Origin of the sequence: Providencia sp. PROV119 (assembly GCF_028482435.1) — a bacterium.
Taxonomy (GTDB): domain Bacteria; phylum Pseudomonadota; class Gammaproteobacteria; order Enterobacterales; family Enterobacteriaceae; genus Providencia; species Providencia stuartii.
Window position 1 is genome coordinate 148,247 of record NZ_JAMPQL010000007.1, and the last position, 15,278, is coordinate 163,524.

The following is a 15,278-nucleotide window of genomic DNA, read 5'->3' on the forward strand; positions in this document are numbered from 1 at the left end:
TATCAGTCCTTTAGATTAAACAATCTTGTAGCGATTTGCGACTCACTTTGCGCTATTTTATCTGTAAAATTGGATTGGGGTTAGGCATGATATCACGAGCAATTTACCTAAGCGTGAAAAGCCCGACATTCAGTTAAACTCAATGTCGGGCTGTAGCCTATTGTTGTTTCGGTTTAAAGCGTAGCAGTCGGTTGGCGTTAGTCACGACGGTGATTGAGGAGAGGGCCATTGCTGCACCTGCAACCACAGGGTTCAACAATGTTCCTGTTAGAGGGTAAAGAATACCCGCTGCAATTGGGATCCCCAATGTGTTGTAGACAAAGGCACCGAATAGGTTTTGTTTCATATTGCGCAATGTGCCTTTTGAAATGGCAACCGCATCTGCAACACCATGTAGGCTTTGGCGCATTAAGGTAATCGATGCTGTTTCTATCGCAATATCACTGCCGCCTCCCATTGCGATACCAACATCGGCACGGGCCAGTGCGGGGGCATCGTTGATCCCATCGCCAACCATTGCCACTTTATGGCCTTTGGCTTGTAAAGCTTCGATTGCAGCCGATTTACCATCTGGCATGACGCCTGCGATCACTTCATCAATTCCCGCTTCTTTTGCGATGGCTTTTGCGGTAACTGGGTTATCCCCTGTTAACATAACTAAACGAAAGCCTTGTTTATGTAAGCGAGCTAAGGCACTGACGCTGTCTTCACGTAATGGATCACGGATAGAAAGCAATGCAGCGATTTTATCTTCTACGGCTAACAAAACGGGGGTGACCCCCATTGAAGCTTGTTGATGCAATGTTTCTTCAATCGCACTGGTATCGATATGACTTTGCATCAATAATTTTTGGTTACCAAGTAATACCGTTTTGCCTTCGATGACGGCACTGACACCGAGACCCGCTAATGTCCTAAACTGTTCGCTTGTAGGGAAGGAGAGCCCTTTGGCTCGATTGACAATTGCACGAGCAAGCGGGTGGTTAGAGCCACTTTCCAATGAAGCCGCAAGTTGTAGTACTTCTGTCTCAGAAAAGCCATTAAAGGTATGGATATCGGTAACCTGTGGCATGCCTTCTGTTAATGTGCCCGTTTTATCGAAGACGATAGTGTCTAACTCACTTGCTTGTTGCAGAGCATCGGCATCACGGACAAGCACTCCAAATTCTGCCGCCCGCCCAACGCCAGAGATGATTGACATGGGGGTCGCCAGACCAAGAGCACACGGACAAGCAATAATCAAAACAGTCGTGGTGATGACTAATGCGTAGGTAATTTGCGGGGCTGGGCCGACAAAATACCAAATAAGCCCTGAAATAACAGCAATGGCAACCACGACAGGTACGAATATCGATGAAATACGATCGGCTAATTGGCCAATTTGAGGCTTACTGCTTTGAGCTTGGCGCACAAGATGGATAATACGCGCTAGTGTGGTTTGGCTACCCACAGCCGCCGCGCGAAATAACACAGTACCATCTTGAACGACAGTGCCTGCATGTACCTGATCGCCTTTGCTTTTTTGTTGAGGAATGGGTTCACCGGTTAGCATCGCTTCATCTAGCCAGACTTCACCTTCAATAATTTCGCCATCAACAGGTACACGATCCCCCGTTGTTAGGCGTAAAGTCATCCCTTTTTTGACTTGCTCAAGTGGCATATCCACTTCACCTTGCTCGGTAACCACGCGGGCAGTCGGAGGCGTCAAGTCCAGTAATCGCTCTAAGGCTTTTGAGGAGCGCTGGCGGGCACGTTGCTCTAGTGCATGGCCTAAATTAATCAGACCAATAATCATCGCACTGGCCTCATAGTAGAGATGGCGTGCTTGTTCAGGGAAAATCTCAGGCCACAAGTTGACGACAATTGAGTATAACCAAGCAGCACCTGTACCGAGTGCGACCAAAGTATCCATTGTCGCACTGCCATTTTTTAGGCTTTGCCAAGCGTTTTTATAGAAATGACCACCAGCAAAGACCATCACGGCGAAAGTTAAAACCCCAATGGTTAGCCAAATTGAGTGGTTTTGTGGCGTGAGCATCATATTGTCGCCGATCATCCCCCAGATCATCACAGGGATACCAAGGGCTAATGCAAGTGCAGATTGCCAACGAAAACGGCGCATATTTGCATCAGCGACTTGTTGCTGCCGTGCTCGGCGTTCAGCTTCGTCTTGTATGATTTCGGCGCCGTAGCCAGCGTTTTCCACCGCAGCTATCAGTGCGGCTGGCTGCGCGGTTCCCGTCACTAGCGCGCTACGTTCAGCAAGGTTAACACGGGCATTTTCAACGCCCGGAACACTGTTGAGGGCTTTTTGCACTTTATTAACGCAACTTGCACAAGTCATACCATCTAATAATAGCTGGATACTGTCATCTGAAGGGGAGATGTCAGGTTGCTCGCCTAAATCGGACTCTTGAGCCGGTATTTCACAGATTGCCGCTGAGTCAGTTTCCGGCTGTTCAGGCGATTTTGCCAGCGGCTGCGTTTTTGGGAAGTTAGCCCCCGCTTGATTTAATGTGGCTTGGTAACCCGCATCAGCCACAGCGGCAATTAACGCCTCTACAGGTGCGTTACCATATATCACGGCAGAGTTAGTATCGACATCCACATGATCAACACCGTCAACGGCCTCAAGGGTAAGGCGGGTTTTTTCAGCGCATTTCATGCAACTAAGCCCCGATAATGCTAATGTCACCTGACTGGGTTGTGCCACTTTTGCATGATAGCCTGCTTGCTCAACCGCATTAATTAAGGTATCTGCTGCTGCACTACCGTAAACTTTTGCTTGTTGAGTATCGACAATAGCAGCCGCTACACCGTCAACCGCTTCAAGTGCTTGCTGTGTTTTACCGGCACAGTTCATGCAGCTAAGGCCGGATAGCTGTAGCGTGATATCCGGTTGTTCGGCCATTTTTGCGTCATAACCCGCCTGTTGAATAGTTTCAATCAATGATTGAGCGCTAGCATTACTTTCAATCACTGCATACTCAATGGTGACGTTGAAATGATCAATGTCCGAGCGGGCTTCAAGTGCTTTGGTGACTGTACCAACACAGTGCATACAACTTAGCCCTTGCAGGGAGAGAATGATTTTGCTACTCATAAGTAAAATCTCCTTAACTCATGACGGATCCTGTCGTTTTTATTATCATGGCAGAATACACTGAAATTTTTAAACAAATATAAATTTTTTGATATGTAGGGAAGGTTAAACCTTCCCTCAAGGGTAAGGTCAAGGGGTATGATGAATATTAGTGAAATTGCCAAGAAAACCGGTCTTACCGCAAAGGCCATTCGTTTTTACGAAGAAAAAGGTTTAATTACTCCACCTGAACGGGGGGAAAATAGTTATCGCTATTATCAAGATAGACACCTTAATGAATTAGGTCTGTTAAAACAGGCAAAAGATGTCGGTTTTACGTTAGAAGAGTGCGGCGAGTTATTGAGTTTGTTCCGTAACCCAGCAAGACACAGCGCGGATGTGAAAAATACCACAATGGCGAAAATTGCAGAGTTAGAGCAGACAATCGCGAAATTGTCTGCTATTAAAGATACGCTGCAAAACTTAGTGGACGCTTGTCCCGGTGATGAGAATGCAGACTGCCCGATTATTGATCACTTGTCTCGGGGTTGTTGCCATCATGATAAGGCTTAACATGCAGAGTGATCCCATCCACTGAGGTGATGATCACCTCAGTGCCTGCTTTTAAAGGTTGCTCACTGTATGTTCGCCAACTGCCATCGGCTAGGCGTGCGCGGCTAAAACCTTCATCCGTATCGGAAATCAGACGGACTTTAGTGCCAATGAGTTGGTGGCTCTTTTGGTTGACCTCATCTGCTTGTGAGTTTTTACGTAAACTCAACCACTTCCGCCATAATACGGCTGAAAGGATAGTTAAGATAGCAAATAAAATCCCTTGCCATTCCCAACCCAGAAAAGGCAGCACGAAAGTAATGATCGCCACCGCAACAGCAGCGATCCCCGACCATAATAGATAACCACCTGTGCCGAGCAGTTCACCAATCAGCAATAAACCACCAAGGCACAGCCAAAACCATGCGGGTTGAGCGCTGATAAGTTCTATCATGAGTTTTCCTGTTTCTTATTCGAGTGCGTTTTTTTGCTTTCACCGACAAGTTCAGCAATCCCTCCGATAGCGCCCATTAAATTGCTCGCCTCAAGTGGCATCATGATCACTTTACTGTTGTCAGCAGAGCCAATACTTGTCAGTGCCTCGGTATATTTCTGAGCAACGAAATAGTTGATTGCTTGCATATCACCCGCCGCGATAGCCTCAGAAACCATCTTAGTCGCTTTTGCTTCCGCCTCAGCAGCCCTTTCACGGGCTTCTGCTTGTAAGAATGCAGATTGACGATCCCCTTCTGCTTTGAGAATTTGTGACTGTTTTTCACCTTCCGCTTTCAAGATAGCCGCTTGACGAATACCTTCAGCTTCCAGAATGTCGGCACGCTTAGTACGCTCTGCTTTCATCTGCGCATTCATCGCGTTGACTAGCTCTTTCGGTGGCTTAACATCACGAATTTCGATACGGGTGATTTTCACCCCCCAAGGGTTGGTTGCGTCATCCACAATGTGCAGAAGGCGTGAGTTGATGGAATCTCGTTGTGACAACATCTCGTCCAGCTCCATGGAGCCTAATACGGTACGAATATTGGTCATTGTCAGGTTCAAAACAGACAGCTCAAGATTGCTAACTTCATAAGCTGCACGCACTGGGTCAACGACTTGAATAAAACAGACGGCATCGATGGTGACGTTAGCATTATCACGCGAGATAACTTCTTGCGATGGGATATCAAGGACTTGCTCCATCATATTGATGCGACGACCTATTTTATCCATAAATGGCACAATAATATGTAACCCCGGCTGCAATGTTCTGGTATAACGACCAAAACGTTCAACCGTCCATTGATAGCCTTGCGGTACTGTTTTGACACAGGTAAAAACAATAACAATCGCAATAAAAATAATAATCGGTATAGCACCAAACGCGAACAAATCCATGATCATTCCTTATTTAGTAAAGTAATGAATATACTTGTCGGCGATACTTACTGGCCATCGCATCTCCTGTTCCCATTGCCGACATAATATCCATCATTGTTTTTTTCACGGCGCCATCTCCAGCGCTGAGGTCTTTTTTCAAGAAGCTAAATAGCATTTCTAAAGCTTCTTCATTGCGATTCACTTCATGTAATTTTAATGCCAATTGCACAGCTAGCTCGGCATTGTCTGAGTCAGCATCAAATTCTTGTTGTAATTGCTGGATCTCTGGCGTATCCGCCGCTTGTCTGAGCAACTCAATTTGTGCCACTAACCCTTGATAGCGGCTATCTTGGTCCTGCATCGGAACCGATGTCAGTGTTTTTTCTGCCTCATCCACAAGATTCAGACCGATCTGTGTTTCTGCTAATAACAGGGTGATATCACTGTTTTTCTCATTAAGCTGATGCGCTTCTTTAAGTAACGGTAGCGCTTCCTGAGGTTTCCCCTCAGCAATCAACTCTGCTGCTTGTGCGGCTTTCAACTCTTCTGGACTAGGCAATACGCGCGAAAGCATCTCTAATACGACTTCTTCGGGTTGAGGGCCTTGGAAACCATCAACAGGACGACCTTCTTGCAGAATATAAACGGTTGGTATTGCTCTAAGACCAAATTGAGCTGCAACATTTTGCTCTACGTCACAATTGACGCGCGCCAACATAAACAGACCCGCATAGTCATTGGCAATTTTATCGAGAGTCGCACCAAACTCTTGACAGTGCGGGCTTTGTGCAGACCAGAAGTAGAACATAACTGGCATCTGCATGGATTGTTCTACAACTTGGTGTAAATTTTGTTCATTAACATCCACGATTTGGGCAAAAGATTGCATAAAATATCTCTTTTAAATAAGTTTTTAATACTCTAAAGGTGGGGCTATTTTATTTTTTTTCAAGCCTTTTTTCCCTGACCTGCCAGTATTTTATCCATCAAGCAATCCGGTAGCAGCCGTTTCAGTATGCGAACTATGACGGTGAGCAAAGTGACTGAATAACGGATACGTGGACGAGGGCTTTCAAGGGCATGTACCAATTTTGCGACCACATGTTCTGGCGTTAAGGTAAAACGTTGTGCAATTCCTGGGTTTTTAACCGGATTATCTTGCTGTGTTTGCGCCACATTACTGGTGAAATTGGTATGGATGGGGCCTGGTTCAATTAAACTGACATGGACACCCGTGCCTTTTAGCTCCAAACGGAGCGCATCGGACCATGCCTCTAACGCATATTTACTCGCTGCATAGGCACCACGACCCGGCGTTGAAATAATTCCCATTACCGAGCTAGTTTGTACGATACGCCCCTCATGATGAGCTAGCATGGCTGGAAGCAAGCGCAAGGTCAATTGGTGTATTCCGAAAAAGTTAGTCGAAAACTGAGACTCTAATTGCTGGCGGTTAATACTCGTCAGCGCGCCGTACACACCAAAGCCGGCATTATTGAATAAGCCAAAAAGGCGCCCTTGGCATAGCGTCAATACCTCATCGGCAGCGCTATCTATGCTATGGCTATCATCGAGGTCGAGTACAACAGTATCGAAGCCTAGTCCTTTTAGGTGCAAAACATCAGCTTCTTTACGGCAGGCAACTATCACATGATAACCTCGTTTGCGAAGTGTTTGGGCGGCACAAAAGCCAATACCGCTAGAAGCACCGGTGATAAATACCGACTTTTGCATAACTTTACCTACCTATAGGCTCAAATTGATATAAAAACTGCTTTACAATTACCCACTTATTTATTCTTTTAATTTGCTGAAGAAGTTAAATAAGGGAGTAATTGTTTTTCCATAAAATCAGCGATAGAAGGTTGAGCTTCTACAGTTGGGTGAATACCATCTTGTTGGATCCACTCAGGTTTAGTAATGATGGTTTCCATATAAAAAGGCAGTAGTGGAACCGCGTTTTGTTGTGCAAGTGCAGGATAAACATTTTCGAAACTAGAAGTATAACGCTTACCGTAGTTCGGCGGTATACGAATTTGCATTAAAAGCGGTTTCGCACCGGACTGCGTTATTTGTTCAATAATTTGTTGTAGTGTGTTCTCCATCTGTTTAACAGATAGCCCTTGCAAACCATCGTTTGCACCTAACTCGATCAATACCCAATCGGGTTTGTGTTGTTCAAGTAAGGCAGGAAGGCGCTCTAGCCCTTGGGCTGAGGTGTTTCCACTAATGCTACCGTTAATGACAATAACGGGTGGCGACGATTTCTGCCAACGTTCGGCAAGGAGTGAAGCCCATGCTTGCTCTGCCGGTAAGCGATAGCCTGCACTGAGGCTGTCACCAAGGATTAACAGTTTTGTGGCTGCGAGTGTTTGCCCACTTGCGACAAATAATAGGAGAAATACCAGTAAATGTCGGCGGAAAATATTCTTGAAGTTCATCATCTCATTAAACGTGTTGGTCAAGGGGAACATGAACTCACTATATTGCAAGGTGTTGAACTAATTGTCGAGTCCGGTCAAACAATTGCATTAATTGGCGAGTCTGGTTCTGGTAAGTCGACTTTATTAGGCATTATTGCCGGTTTAGATGATGGTAGCAGTGGCAGCGTTAGCCTATTAGGGCACGAATTGACCCAAATGGATGAAGAACAACGCGCTTATTTGCGTGCCCAGAGTGTGGGCTTTGTTTTTCAATCTTTTATGTTGATACCAACACTTAATGCCCTCGAAAATGTGCAATTGCCTGCTCTATTGCGAGGTGAGCCAGAGTCACAGAGCTATCAACAAGCAGCCGCCTTGCTTTCTGAACTTGGGTTAGGCCATCGCTTAAAACATATGCCGGCGCAGTTATCTGGAGGTGAACAGCAGCGCGTTGCATTAGCAAGAGCATTTAATGGGCGGCCTAAAATTCTGTTTGCCGATGAGCCAACGGGAAACCTTGACCGACATACTGGCGATAAAATCGCCGATCTTCTATTTTCCATGAACAAAGAGCATGGCACAACATTGATCCTTGTGACACATGATAACGAATTAGCTGCCCGTTGCCAGCGTCGCTTACGACTGGTAGATGGTGTATTGAGGGAAGAAGCATGATTTGGCGTTGGTTTTGGCGTGAGTGGAAAACGCCATCACTTCTGATCGTCTGGCTGGCGCTGACTTTAGCCGTCGCTTGTGTGCTTGCTTTAGGGCGTATTAGTGACCGTATTGAAAATAGCATGAGCTACCAAAGCCGAGAGCTATTAGCGGGTGACTTGGTGTTGCGCTCCTCTTATCCCAGTGATCCTGAGTGGTTGCAACAAGCAGAAGCGATGGGGCTAAAACTAAGCCAACAAATGTCGTTTTCTACCATGGCTTATTCGACGGCTGATGAAGATTTACGTCCACAATTAGTGCTGGTTAAAGCCGCAGATCAGGCTTATCCACTTTATGGTGAGCTTATCACTGAGCCAGCCGGACTTCGACCAACCAAAGGGGAAATTTTAGTTGCCCCTCGCTTGTTGGAGTTACTTAACTTAAAAATTGGCGATAACATCGATATTGGCGACGCGACCCTAAAAGTTGCTGGAACATTAGTCCAAGAGCCGGATAGCGGCTTTAACCCATTCCAAATCGCTCCGAGAGTACTTATCTCATTAGAAGATGCTGAATTGACAGGCGCCGTACAGGTGGGGAGTCGATTAACCTATCGAGATATGTTTGCTGGAGAAACCGCCACAGTTGATGCTTTTGAATCTCAGTTTGATGGGCAATTAAGAACGGATCAACGTTGGTTTACGTTAAAAGAAAATAGTGGGGCGGTAGGAAAAACTTTCCAGCGGGCGCAGCAATTTTTATTACTGTCGGTATTGCTGACATTGTTGCTAGCAATAGCGGCGGTGGTGGTATCGATGACTCACTATTGCCGTAGCCGCCACCAATTAGTTGCTGTACTTAAAACCTTGGGTGCAGGGCGCTCGGCGTTACAAAAATGGATAATAGGCCAGTGGTTGGCTATTTTGATAGCCGCAGCCTTGCTAGGGTCGCTACTAGGGCTAGCTTTTGAAGGTATTTTAATGCAAATACTCGGTGCAATGCTGCCGAAAGCGTTACCTTCTGCCAGTTTATGGCCATGGGTTTGGGCGATTGGAACTTTGTTTGTGATTGCTATTCTCGTGGGGATTCGTCCTTATCGCCAGTTAATTGCAACGCAGCCATCACGGGTATTACGTGAAGATGCTAACTCACCTGTTTGGCCATTACGTTACTATTTACCTATTGTCACCTTAATTGTTGTTGGTGGGTTATTTCTGTTTACAGGTGTGAACCCACTATTATGGTCGATTTTAGTGGGCATCGTAATCGTCGCTATTTTATTAGCTTTGATTGGTTGGTTGGGGTTATGGGTACTACGCCAATTTAAGTTTAAGCAATTAAGCTTACGGCTTTCGGTGAGCCGTTTATTGCGTCAACCTTTACAAACGGTCTCGCAAATGAGTGCCTTTTCACTCTCATTTATGCTGTTAGCCCTGTTGATCCTAGTCAGAGGGGATTTATTGGATAGATGGCAGCAACAACTGCCAGCGGATAGCCCTAATTACTTTTTGATCAATATGAATGAATCGCAGATTAAACCTGTAACGGAGCTACTTGTGCAACACCAAGTGAAGCCGACGGAGTTTTATCCTGTGATCTTAGCGCGTTTATCAGAGATAAATGATAGCTCAGCGATAGAGTGGGCGGACGAACGTGATCCAAATAATAATACCGTGCGACGCGAGCTGAGCCTAACATGGCGAGCTAAACTACCGGAAGCCAATGTGGTTGATGAAGGCACTTGGCCGCCTAAAGATGGTGAGGTCTCTATCGAGCAAACCGTCGTGAAACAATTAGGACTTAAAATCGGAGATAAACTCACTTTTAATGCTGGCGCTCAGGTATTTAGTGCAACAGTCACTAGTATTCGTACTGTTGATTGGGAAAGTTTGCGACCAAACTTCTTCTTTATCTTTGCTGAAGGAACATTAAAAGATGTGCCTGCAACATGGATGAGCAGTTTCCATTATGATGGCGACGGTAAGCTACTGACAGACTTAAGTCGTCATTATCCAACCATCAATGTATTGGATACAGGGGCATTAATTACTCAAATACAACAAATCCTTCAACAGGTCAGCCAAGCACTGGAAGTGATGGTCGTGTTGGTGATCTTTTGTGGCCTACTGTTGTTATTAGCGCAAATTCAGGTTGGTATGAGTCAGCGGGAGCGTGAGTTAGTGGTCTATCGTACCTTGGGGGCAAGCCGGAAACTGATGCGTAAAACCTTATGGAGTGAGTTTGCGCTATTAGGGCTAATGGCTGGATTAGCTGCTGCCTTTGGTGCTGAGGTCGCTTTATGGTTACTGCAAACTCGCGTGTTTGATTTCCCTTGGCAGCCTGAATGGTCAATGTGGTTACTATTACCATTATGTGCAGCCCTATTACTGTCTATTTGTGGTAGTTGGTTAGGATTAAGATTGCTAGGAACAGGCAATCAGCATCGTCGCATGCCGAATAATTAATCGCATTGATATACCACACAACAACCTTTCAACGCCCAGATCGCAGATAACATGTGATCTGGGCTATTCCCTATTTAGCCGCGAATTTTATTTCTTTGAAAAATAGCTTGTTACTTGCCATAGTTGAATAAAATAACTGTCTTATATCTATCACTAAACTGTCATCAATGCTGTTTATGATCCTATGGTCAACAAATGATTAACTATTTGATAGGAATATAATAATGCAGCATCGCCGCACCATAAAATTGCGCTCTTTATCATTACTCGCGACATTGATTACTTTTTCTACCACGGGATACGCACAACAAGAAGTTTCAGCAACATTAGCAGGGCACGCGGTGTTACCTGTGAATTCGACGATATCTGCCCCAACGGATGCAGCGAAAGATTTACAAAACAGTGGTAAATACACGACGGGAAGTCGTATTGAGACATTGGGAAGCGTTGAAGGGAAGTCAGCCGATCGCCCGACAGGCATGCATGTTCCCATTAAAGGGCAGCCATTACAAGGGCACTCAGGCATCAAACGTATGTCAGATGGCACTTATTGGGTACTGACTGACAATGGCTACGGCAATAAAGTTAACTCACCTGATTCAATGCTGTATTTAACTCAATACGACATCGACTTTAAAACTGGAAAAGCAACGCCATTAAAAACGGTTTTCTTTCATGATCCCGATAAAATCATTCCGTTCCATATTATTAATGAAAGCACGGATAAGCGTTATTTAACCGGAAGTGATTTCGACCCTGAAAGCTTCCAGTTTGCCGATGGCGCATTATGGGTTGGAGAGGAGTTTGGCCCGTATTTGATTAAGATGGATCTGAATGGCAAGGTGCTTGCTCTCTTTGAAACGTACGTTGATGGGAAAAAGGTCGTGTCACCAGATCATTATCAAGTGACAACACCGGCTAAGCCAAGCGATAGCGTCAGCTTTCAAGTGAACCGTTCAAAAGGTTTTGAGGGGATGGCCTCATCGCCAGATGGTAGCAAACTCTATCCAATGCTCGAAGGCGCATTGTGGGATAGCGAAAAACAAGATTATGAGAGCGTAGAAGGGAAACGGGCTGCACGCATTCTTGAATTTGATGTGAAAAAACAACAATGGACGGGGCGTAGCTGGTTATATGTTTTTGAAGATAATCAAAATGCCATCGGTGATTTTAATATGATTGACGATACTCATGGCTTGATTATTGAACGTGATAATGGCGAGGGAACTGCCGATAAAGCTTGTGCAGAGGGGGCTGCGGATACCCAACATTGCTTTAGTCATTTAGCTAAATTTAAGCGAGTTTATCGGGTTGAATTTTCCGATAAAAACCAAGGTAAGCCAGTTAATAAGCAAGCCTATGTAGACTTAATGAATATTAAAGATCCTGAAGGCGTCGCGAAGAAACCATTGAATAATGGCGTATTTACCTTCCCATTCTTTACAATTGAAAATGTGGATGTTGTCGACGGTGAACACATCATTGTTGGCAACGATAATAATTATCCATTCTCATCCAGTCGCGAACCGAACCAAGCGGATGATAACGAATTTATTTTATTGAAAGTGCCTGCGTTGTTAAATCCTTAATTTCCTTGTCTATATTGATTTTGCTCGGGGAGTAGCCCGAGCTTTTTTATTTATCGCCAATTGTAAACATCGTGATTTTTACCGCCACCATTATTTTTTAGCGGATAACTCAGGCGGCTTCATCATTAATGTAAACATTAGCACCACAATAACGGGAGCCACAATAATAAGAAATGCCGGCGTGAAACTGTGCGTATAATCTTTAATAGCACCAGCAATAAAGGGGGCTAAGCAAGCGAGGGTCGATAGCAAATTAACGACAGAAAATAACTCTAAATAGGGGCCTCTGCCAAAATAGTTCGATAATAATACGCTAGATGCTAAGAAAGTCATGCCATAGCCGATACCAACACAGAGCACAAACAGTATTAACCATAACCAAGAGGTGGCGATACTGAGAGAAATAACCCCAATGATCATAATAATCAAACTACCAATTAACAGTTTTTTCGGTTCCAACCATTCGCCCGCCGCACCGCCAATAAAGCGTGAAAATGCGTTCACAAATGCCATGGTACTGAGTAATGAAACGGCTACGGTGATCCCAAAACCACGCTCTTCAATATGAGCGACGGCAAAACTGTTTACTGTAATACCGCACCATAAAAATGAGGTATAGGTTGCTGCGATTAAATAGAATTGCCAAGTACGTAGCGCACGGCGTACTGTCCAAACTTCTTTGGTGCGATAAATAGGTTTGCTAACATCACTGACCTGTTTTTGTACCACGCTTTTAGCGTGTTCACGTTCGCGTTGACCTTCGCGTAAGACCAAAATAGTCAGCAGTGTGACAATACCGAGATAAAGCGCACAGAGTACCCAGTGCATACGCCATGACCCTAACTGGTTTGACGCATAGAAATAGATCCAAGGCCCCGCGACGCCCCCTAATCCCCCGATGGTAAAATAGAGGCCAAAAGCGAGAGACTGTTTTTCAAATAGGCGAGAAAGAACATAGGTTCCCGGAACGGTCGCGAGTAGAGTAAAGCCTATACCTATCAGGGCAGTACCGAGAAAATAGCGACTGATGGTTTCGGTCGAATAGAGGCTATAAAACCCCGCGATAAAGACGAGAGCACCGAGTAAAAGGGTGAGGCGAACGCCGATTTTACGGATCAGGACAGACGGAAGAAAACTGGCTAAACCACAAGTCAACCCCAATAACGTGAAACCAAACCCTGCCTCTGTCCAACTCCATTGCAGTTCCTCAATCATACTGGGGAGAACAACACCTAACGAGGTAAAGGTTGTCGCGGTGGCTAAAAAATAGACCATCCCTAACAAAATGAGGATACTCCACTGATAAAGTGGGCTAAACAACGGGGAATTTGAGGCTACCATGTCAACTCCGGTCACTCTGCCTGTTTTTTGCACAAAAAAGACAGCGATATAAACGCAAAATGCCCGAAAATATCGGGCATCGTATCGCGCTATTTTCCCTGTTTATTGGGCATAGTACCAGTTTAATTTTGCTTTTGCCCATTCAATGCCACTTTTGTACTCATTTGGTAACATATCGACGAGTGCGTCTAATGTATCAGCAAGCTTTGACGGAGCATTATGCGTGAGATTTAAATGACCAACCTTGCGGGCTGGGCGTACTTCTTTTTCATACCAGTGTAAGTGTACGAGTGGTAGTCTGAGCCAGTGTGAGTTGACATCAGTACCAATCAAATTAACCATAACGGATGGACTAAACACTTCAGGTGATGGCATTGGTAAATCTAAAATAGCCCTCAAATGTAGCTCAAATTGGCTAATGGAGGCGCCATTTTGAGTCCAATGGCCGCTATTATGCACGCGAGGAGCAAGCTCATTGATGAGTAACTTATCACCAACCACAAAGCATTCCATTGCCATCACGCCAACATAATCTAACTCATTCATTACTGCACTCAACATGGATTGTGCTTGTTTTTGTTGTGAGTTATCTGCCTTCGGAAATGCTACGCTGGTACGTAAAATCCCTTCTTGATGTAGGTTATGGGTAATCGGATAAAACACACTCTCACCAGCGCGGTTACGCGCGCCAATGACTGAAACTTCGGCATCAAAAGGGATACCTTGTTCGACAATGCACTCCCCGTAGATTTCATCGGGCAAGCTGGTTTCATCACCAGGGCGAACACGCCATTGACCGCGCCCATCATAGCCACCAGTCCTACGTTTAACTATCAAAAAATCGCCAAGCGTTGAGAATAACTCAGGCCATTGATCTTTGGATTCAAGACAGGCCCAAGGAGCGGTTGCTAGGCCCAATGAATCAAATAGACTTTTTTGGGGAAACCTGTCAGCTAGGCGAGGGAAAATATCGCGATTAATAAATGCATTATGGCGAGCCAATTCTTTGGTCAGTGGTGTCTCAGGCCAGCGCTCAATTTCTGCAGTAATGACACTTTGTTGATAGGGAACGGCTTCTGGCTCGGCATCTAAACCAACAGGAAACACCGCGATACCAAGTGGTTCACCTGCTTGGCGTAACATTCTTCCTAATTGACCATTACCAAGGACACAAACAGGTTTCATTACGCCTCCCGAGGGTCTGGGTTGTTCAACACGTCATTAGTTTGACTTTCGCGCCAAGCCGATAGGCGTGTCAATAAGGCTGTGTCAGTGTTTGCTAAAATTTGCGCTGCCAATAATGCCGCATTTGCTGCTCCAGCTTTGCCAATTGCTAATGTGCCAACAGGAATACCTTTTGGCATTTGCACAATAGAATAGAGACTATCGACACCGCTTAAAGCCGCACTTTGTACAGGAACACCTAATACAGGAACCAATGTTTTCGCAGCTAGCATCCCCGGCAAATGTGCCGCGCCACCTGCACCAGCAATGATCACATCAAAGCCATTTGCTTTTGCTTTTTCAGCAAAGGAGAATAATTTATCAGGCGTACGGTGTGCTGAGACGATTTCAACGTGAAAGGGCACTTGCAGCTCAGTTAAAACATCCGCCGCATGTTGCATAGTTGACCAGTCACTTTTAGAACCCATAACAATGGCGATTTTAGCCGCAGATTGTGCAGATACTTGGGCAGTCATTTGATGTGATCCTGTGGTTAATAAACTTTCACCGTGAGGTGGGAAAAATAAATTACCTCGATCATATCATGGTAAAAGGGTAAGGAAAACGTTTG

At 45.2% G+C, this 15,278-nt stretch carries 13 protein-coding genes; 4 read left to right on the top strand and 9 right to left on the bottom strand.

The features are described 5' to 3' along the window. Positions 1–157 precede the first annotated feature (157 nt). Positions 158–3,103 (bottom strand): copper-exporting P-type ATPase CopA, encoded by a 2,946-nt coding sequence (copA, locus tag PSF11_RS08505; protein ID WP_072502454.1) that lies wholly within the window; start codon positions 3,101–3,103, stop codon positions 158–160. Positions 3,104–3,244: 141 nt separating this feature from the next. Between copA and cueR the strand changes: the two genes are divergently transcribed. Further along, entirely contained in the window at positions 3,245–3,655 is a 411-nt protein-coding gene (gene cueR, locus PSF11_RS08510) for a Cu(I)-responsive transcriptional regulator (RefSeq protein ID WP_014656544.1), read from the top strand. On the opposite strand, the gene PSF11_RS08515 is transcribed toward cueR, so the two are convergent. The 5 genes from PSF11_RS08515 to tesA form a co-directional block, all read right to left on the bottom strand. Next, complete coding sequence (locus tag PSF11_RS08515; RefSeq protein ID WP_004922378.1) at positions 3,609–4,088, bottom strand: NfeD family protein; 480 nt, start codon at positions 4,086–4,088, stop codon at positions 3,609–3,611. The genes cueR and PSF11_RS08515 overlap by 47 nt on opposite strands. After that, a complete protein-coding gene (locus tag PSF11_RS08520) occupies positions 4,085–5,029 on the bottom strand; it encodes an SPFH domain-containing protein (protein WP_014656542.1) in 945 nt (314 codons plus the stop codon). Before PSF11_RS08520 ends, PSF11_RS08515 begins: the two co-directional genes overlap by 4 nt. A 13-nt stretch (positions 5,030–5,042) precedes the next feature. Next, positions 5,043–5,900, bottom strand: coding sequence for a co-chaperone YbbN (locus PSF11_RS08525; RefSeq protein ID WP_014656541.1), 858 nt, complete (start codon positions 5,898–5,900; stop codon positions 5,043–5,045). Positions 5,901–5,959: 59 nt separating this feature from the next. Further along, complete coding sequence (locus tag PSF11_RS08530) at positions 5,960–6,745, bottom strand: SDR family oxidoreductase (RefSeq protein ID WP_004922369.1); 786 nt, start codon at positions 6,743–6,745, stop codon at positions 5,960–5,962. Between the two features lie 68 nt (positions 6,746–6,813). Further along, positions 6,814–7,455 (bottom strand): multifunctional acyl-CoA thioesterase I/protease I/lysophospholipase L1, encoded by a 642-nt coding sequence (gene tesA, locus PSF11_RS08535; protein ID WP_053110361.1) that lies wholly within the window; start codon positions 7,453–7,455, stop codon positions 6,814–6,816. Between tesA and ybbA the strand changes: the two genes are divergently transcribed. The 3 genes from ybbA to PSF11_RS08550 all read left to right on the top strand — a co-directional run bounded on the left by ybbA (position 7,423) and on the right by PSF11_RS08550 (position 12,142). Beyond that, the gene (gene ybbA, locus PSF11_RS08540; RefSeq protein ID WP_014656538.1) at positions 7,423–8,109 is read left to right on the top strand and encodes a putative ABC transporter ATP-binding protein YbbA; all 687 of its coding nucleotides are present in this window, start codon (positions 7,423–7,425) and stop codon (positions 8,107–8,109) included. The genes tesA and ybbA overlap by 33 nt on opposite strands. Further along, the gene (gene ybbP / locus PSF11_RS08545) at positions 8,106–10,553 is read left to right on the top strand and encodes a putative ABC transporter permease subunit YbbP (protein WP_004922364.1); all 2,448 of its coding nucleotides are present in this window, start codon (positions 8,106–8,108) and stop codon (positions 10,551–10,553) included. Before ybbA ends, ybbP begins: the two co-directional genes overlap by 4 nt. 224 nt (positions 10,554–10,777) lie before the next feature. Beyond that, positions 10,778–12,142, top strand: a complete 1,365-nt coding sequence (locus tag PSF11_RS08550; RefSeq protein ID WP_072502453.1) for an esterase-like activity of phytase family protein — start codon at positions 10,778–10,780, stop codon at positions 12,140–12,142. 90 nt (positions 12,143–12,232) lie between these two features. Here the strand turns inward: PSF11_RS08550 and PSF11_RS08555 are convergent, their stop codons facing one another. The 3 genes from PSF11_RS08555 to purE form a co-directional block, all read right to left on the bottom strand. Then, a complete protein-coding gene (locus tag PSF11_RS08555) occupies positions 12,233–13,483 on the bottom strand; it encodes an MFS transporter (RefSeq protein ID WP_014656536.1) in 1,251 nt (416 codons plus the stop codon). Between the two features lie 102 nt (positions 13,484–13,585). Continuing rightward, positions 13,586–14,668, bottom strand: a complete 1,083-nt coding sequence (gene purK / locus PSF11_RS08560) for a 5-(carboxyamino)imidazole ribonucleotide synthase (protein ID WP_072502452.1) — start codon at positions 14,666–14,668, stop codon at positions 13,586–13,588. Further along, entirely contained in the window at positions 14,668–15,183 is a 516-nt protein-coding gene (purE, locus tag PSF11_RS08565; RefSeq protein WP_004922352.1) for a 5-(carboxyamino)imidazole ribonucleotide mutase, read from the bottom strand. The genes purK and purE overlap by 1 nt, the downstream gene beginning before the upstream one ends. Positions 15,184–15,278 lie beyond the last annotated feature (95 nt).

Coding starts and splice junctions, on each gene's coding strand:
- copA (WP_072502454.1), bottom strand. CDS start 3,103: ATGAGTAGCAAAATCATTCTCTCCCTGCAAGGGCTAAGTTGTATGCAC.
- cueR (WP_014656544.1), top strand. CDS start 3,245: ATGAATATTAGTGAAATTGCCAAGAAAACCGGTCTTACCGCAAAGGCC.
- PSF11_RS08515 (WP_004922378.1), bottom strand. CDS start 4,088: ATGATAGAACTTATCAGCGCTCAACCCGCATGGTTTTGGCTGTGCCTT.
- PSF11_RS08520 (WP_014656542.1), bottom strand. CDS start 5,029: ATGGATTTGTTCGCGTTTGGTGCTATACCGATTATTATTTTTATTGCG.
- PSF11_RS08525 (WP_014656541.1), bottom strand. CDS start 5,900: ATGCAATCTTTTGCCCAAATCGTGGATGTTAATGAACAAAATTTACAC.
- PSF11_RS08530 (WP_004922369.1), bottom strand. CDS start 6,745: ATGCAAAAGTCGGTATTTATCACCGGTGCTTCTAGCGGTATTGGCTTT.
- ybbA (WP_014656538.1), top strand. CDS start 7,423: ATGTCGGCGGAAAATATTCTTGAAGTTCATCATCTCATTAAACGTGTT.
- tesA (WP_053110361.1), bottom strand. CDS start 7,455: ATGATGAACTTCAAGAATATTTTCCGCCGACATTTACTGGTATTTCTC.
- ybbP (WP_004922364.1), top strand. CDS start 8,106: ATGATTTGGCGTTGGTTTTGGCGTGAGTGGAAAACGCCATCACTTCTG.
- PSF11_RS08550 (WP_072502453.1), top strand. CDS start 10,778: ATGCAGCATCGCCGCACCATAAAATTGCGCTCTTTATCATTACTCGCG.
- PSF11_RS08555 (WP_014656536.1), bottom strand. CDS start 13,483: ATGGTAGCCTCAAATTCCCCGTTGTTTAGCCCACTTTATCAGTGGAGT.
- purK (WP_072502452.1), bottom strand. CDS start 14,668: ATGAAACCTGTTTGTGTCCTTGGTAATGGTCAATTAGGAAGAATGTTA.
- purE (WP_004922352.1), bottom strand. CDS start 15,183: ATGACTGCCCAAGTATCTGCACAATCTGCGGCTAAAATCGCCATTGTT.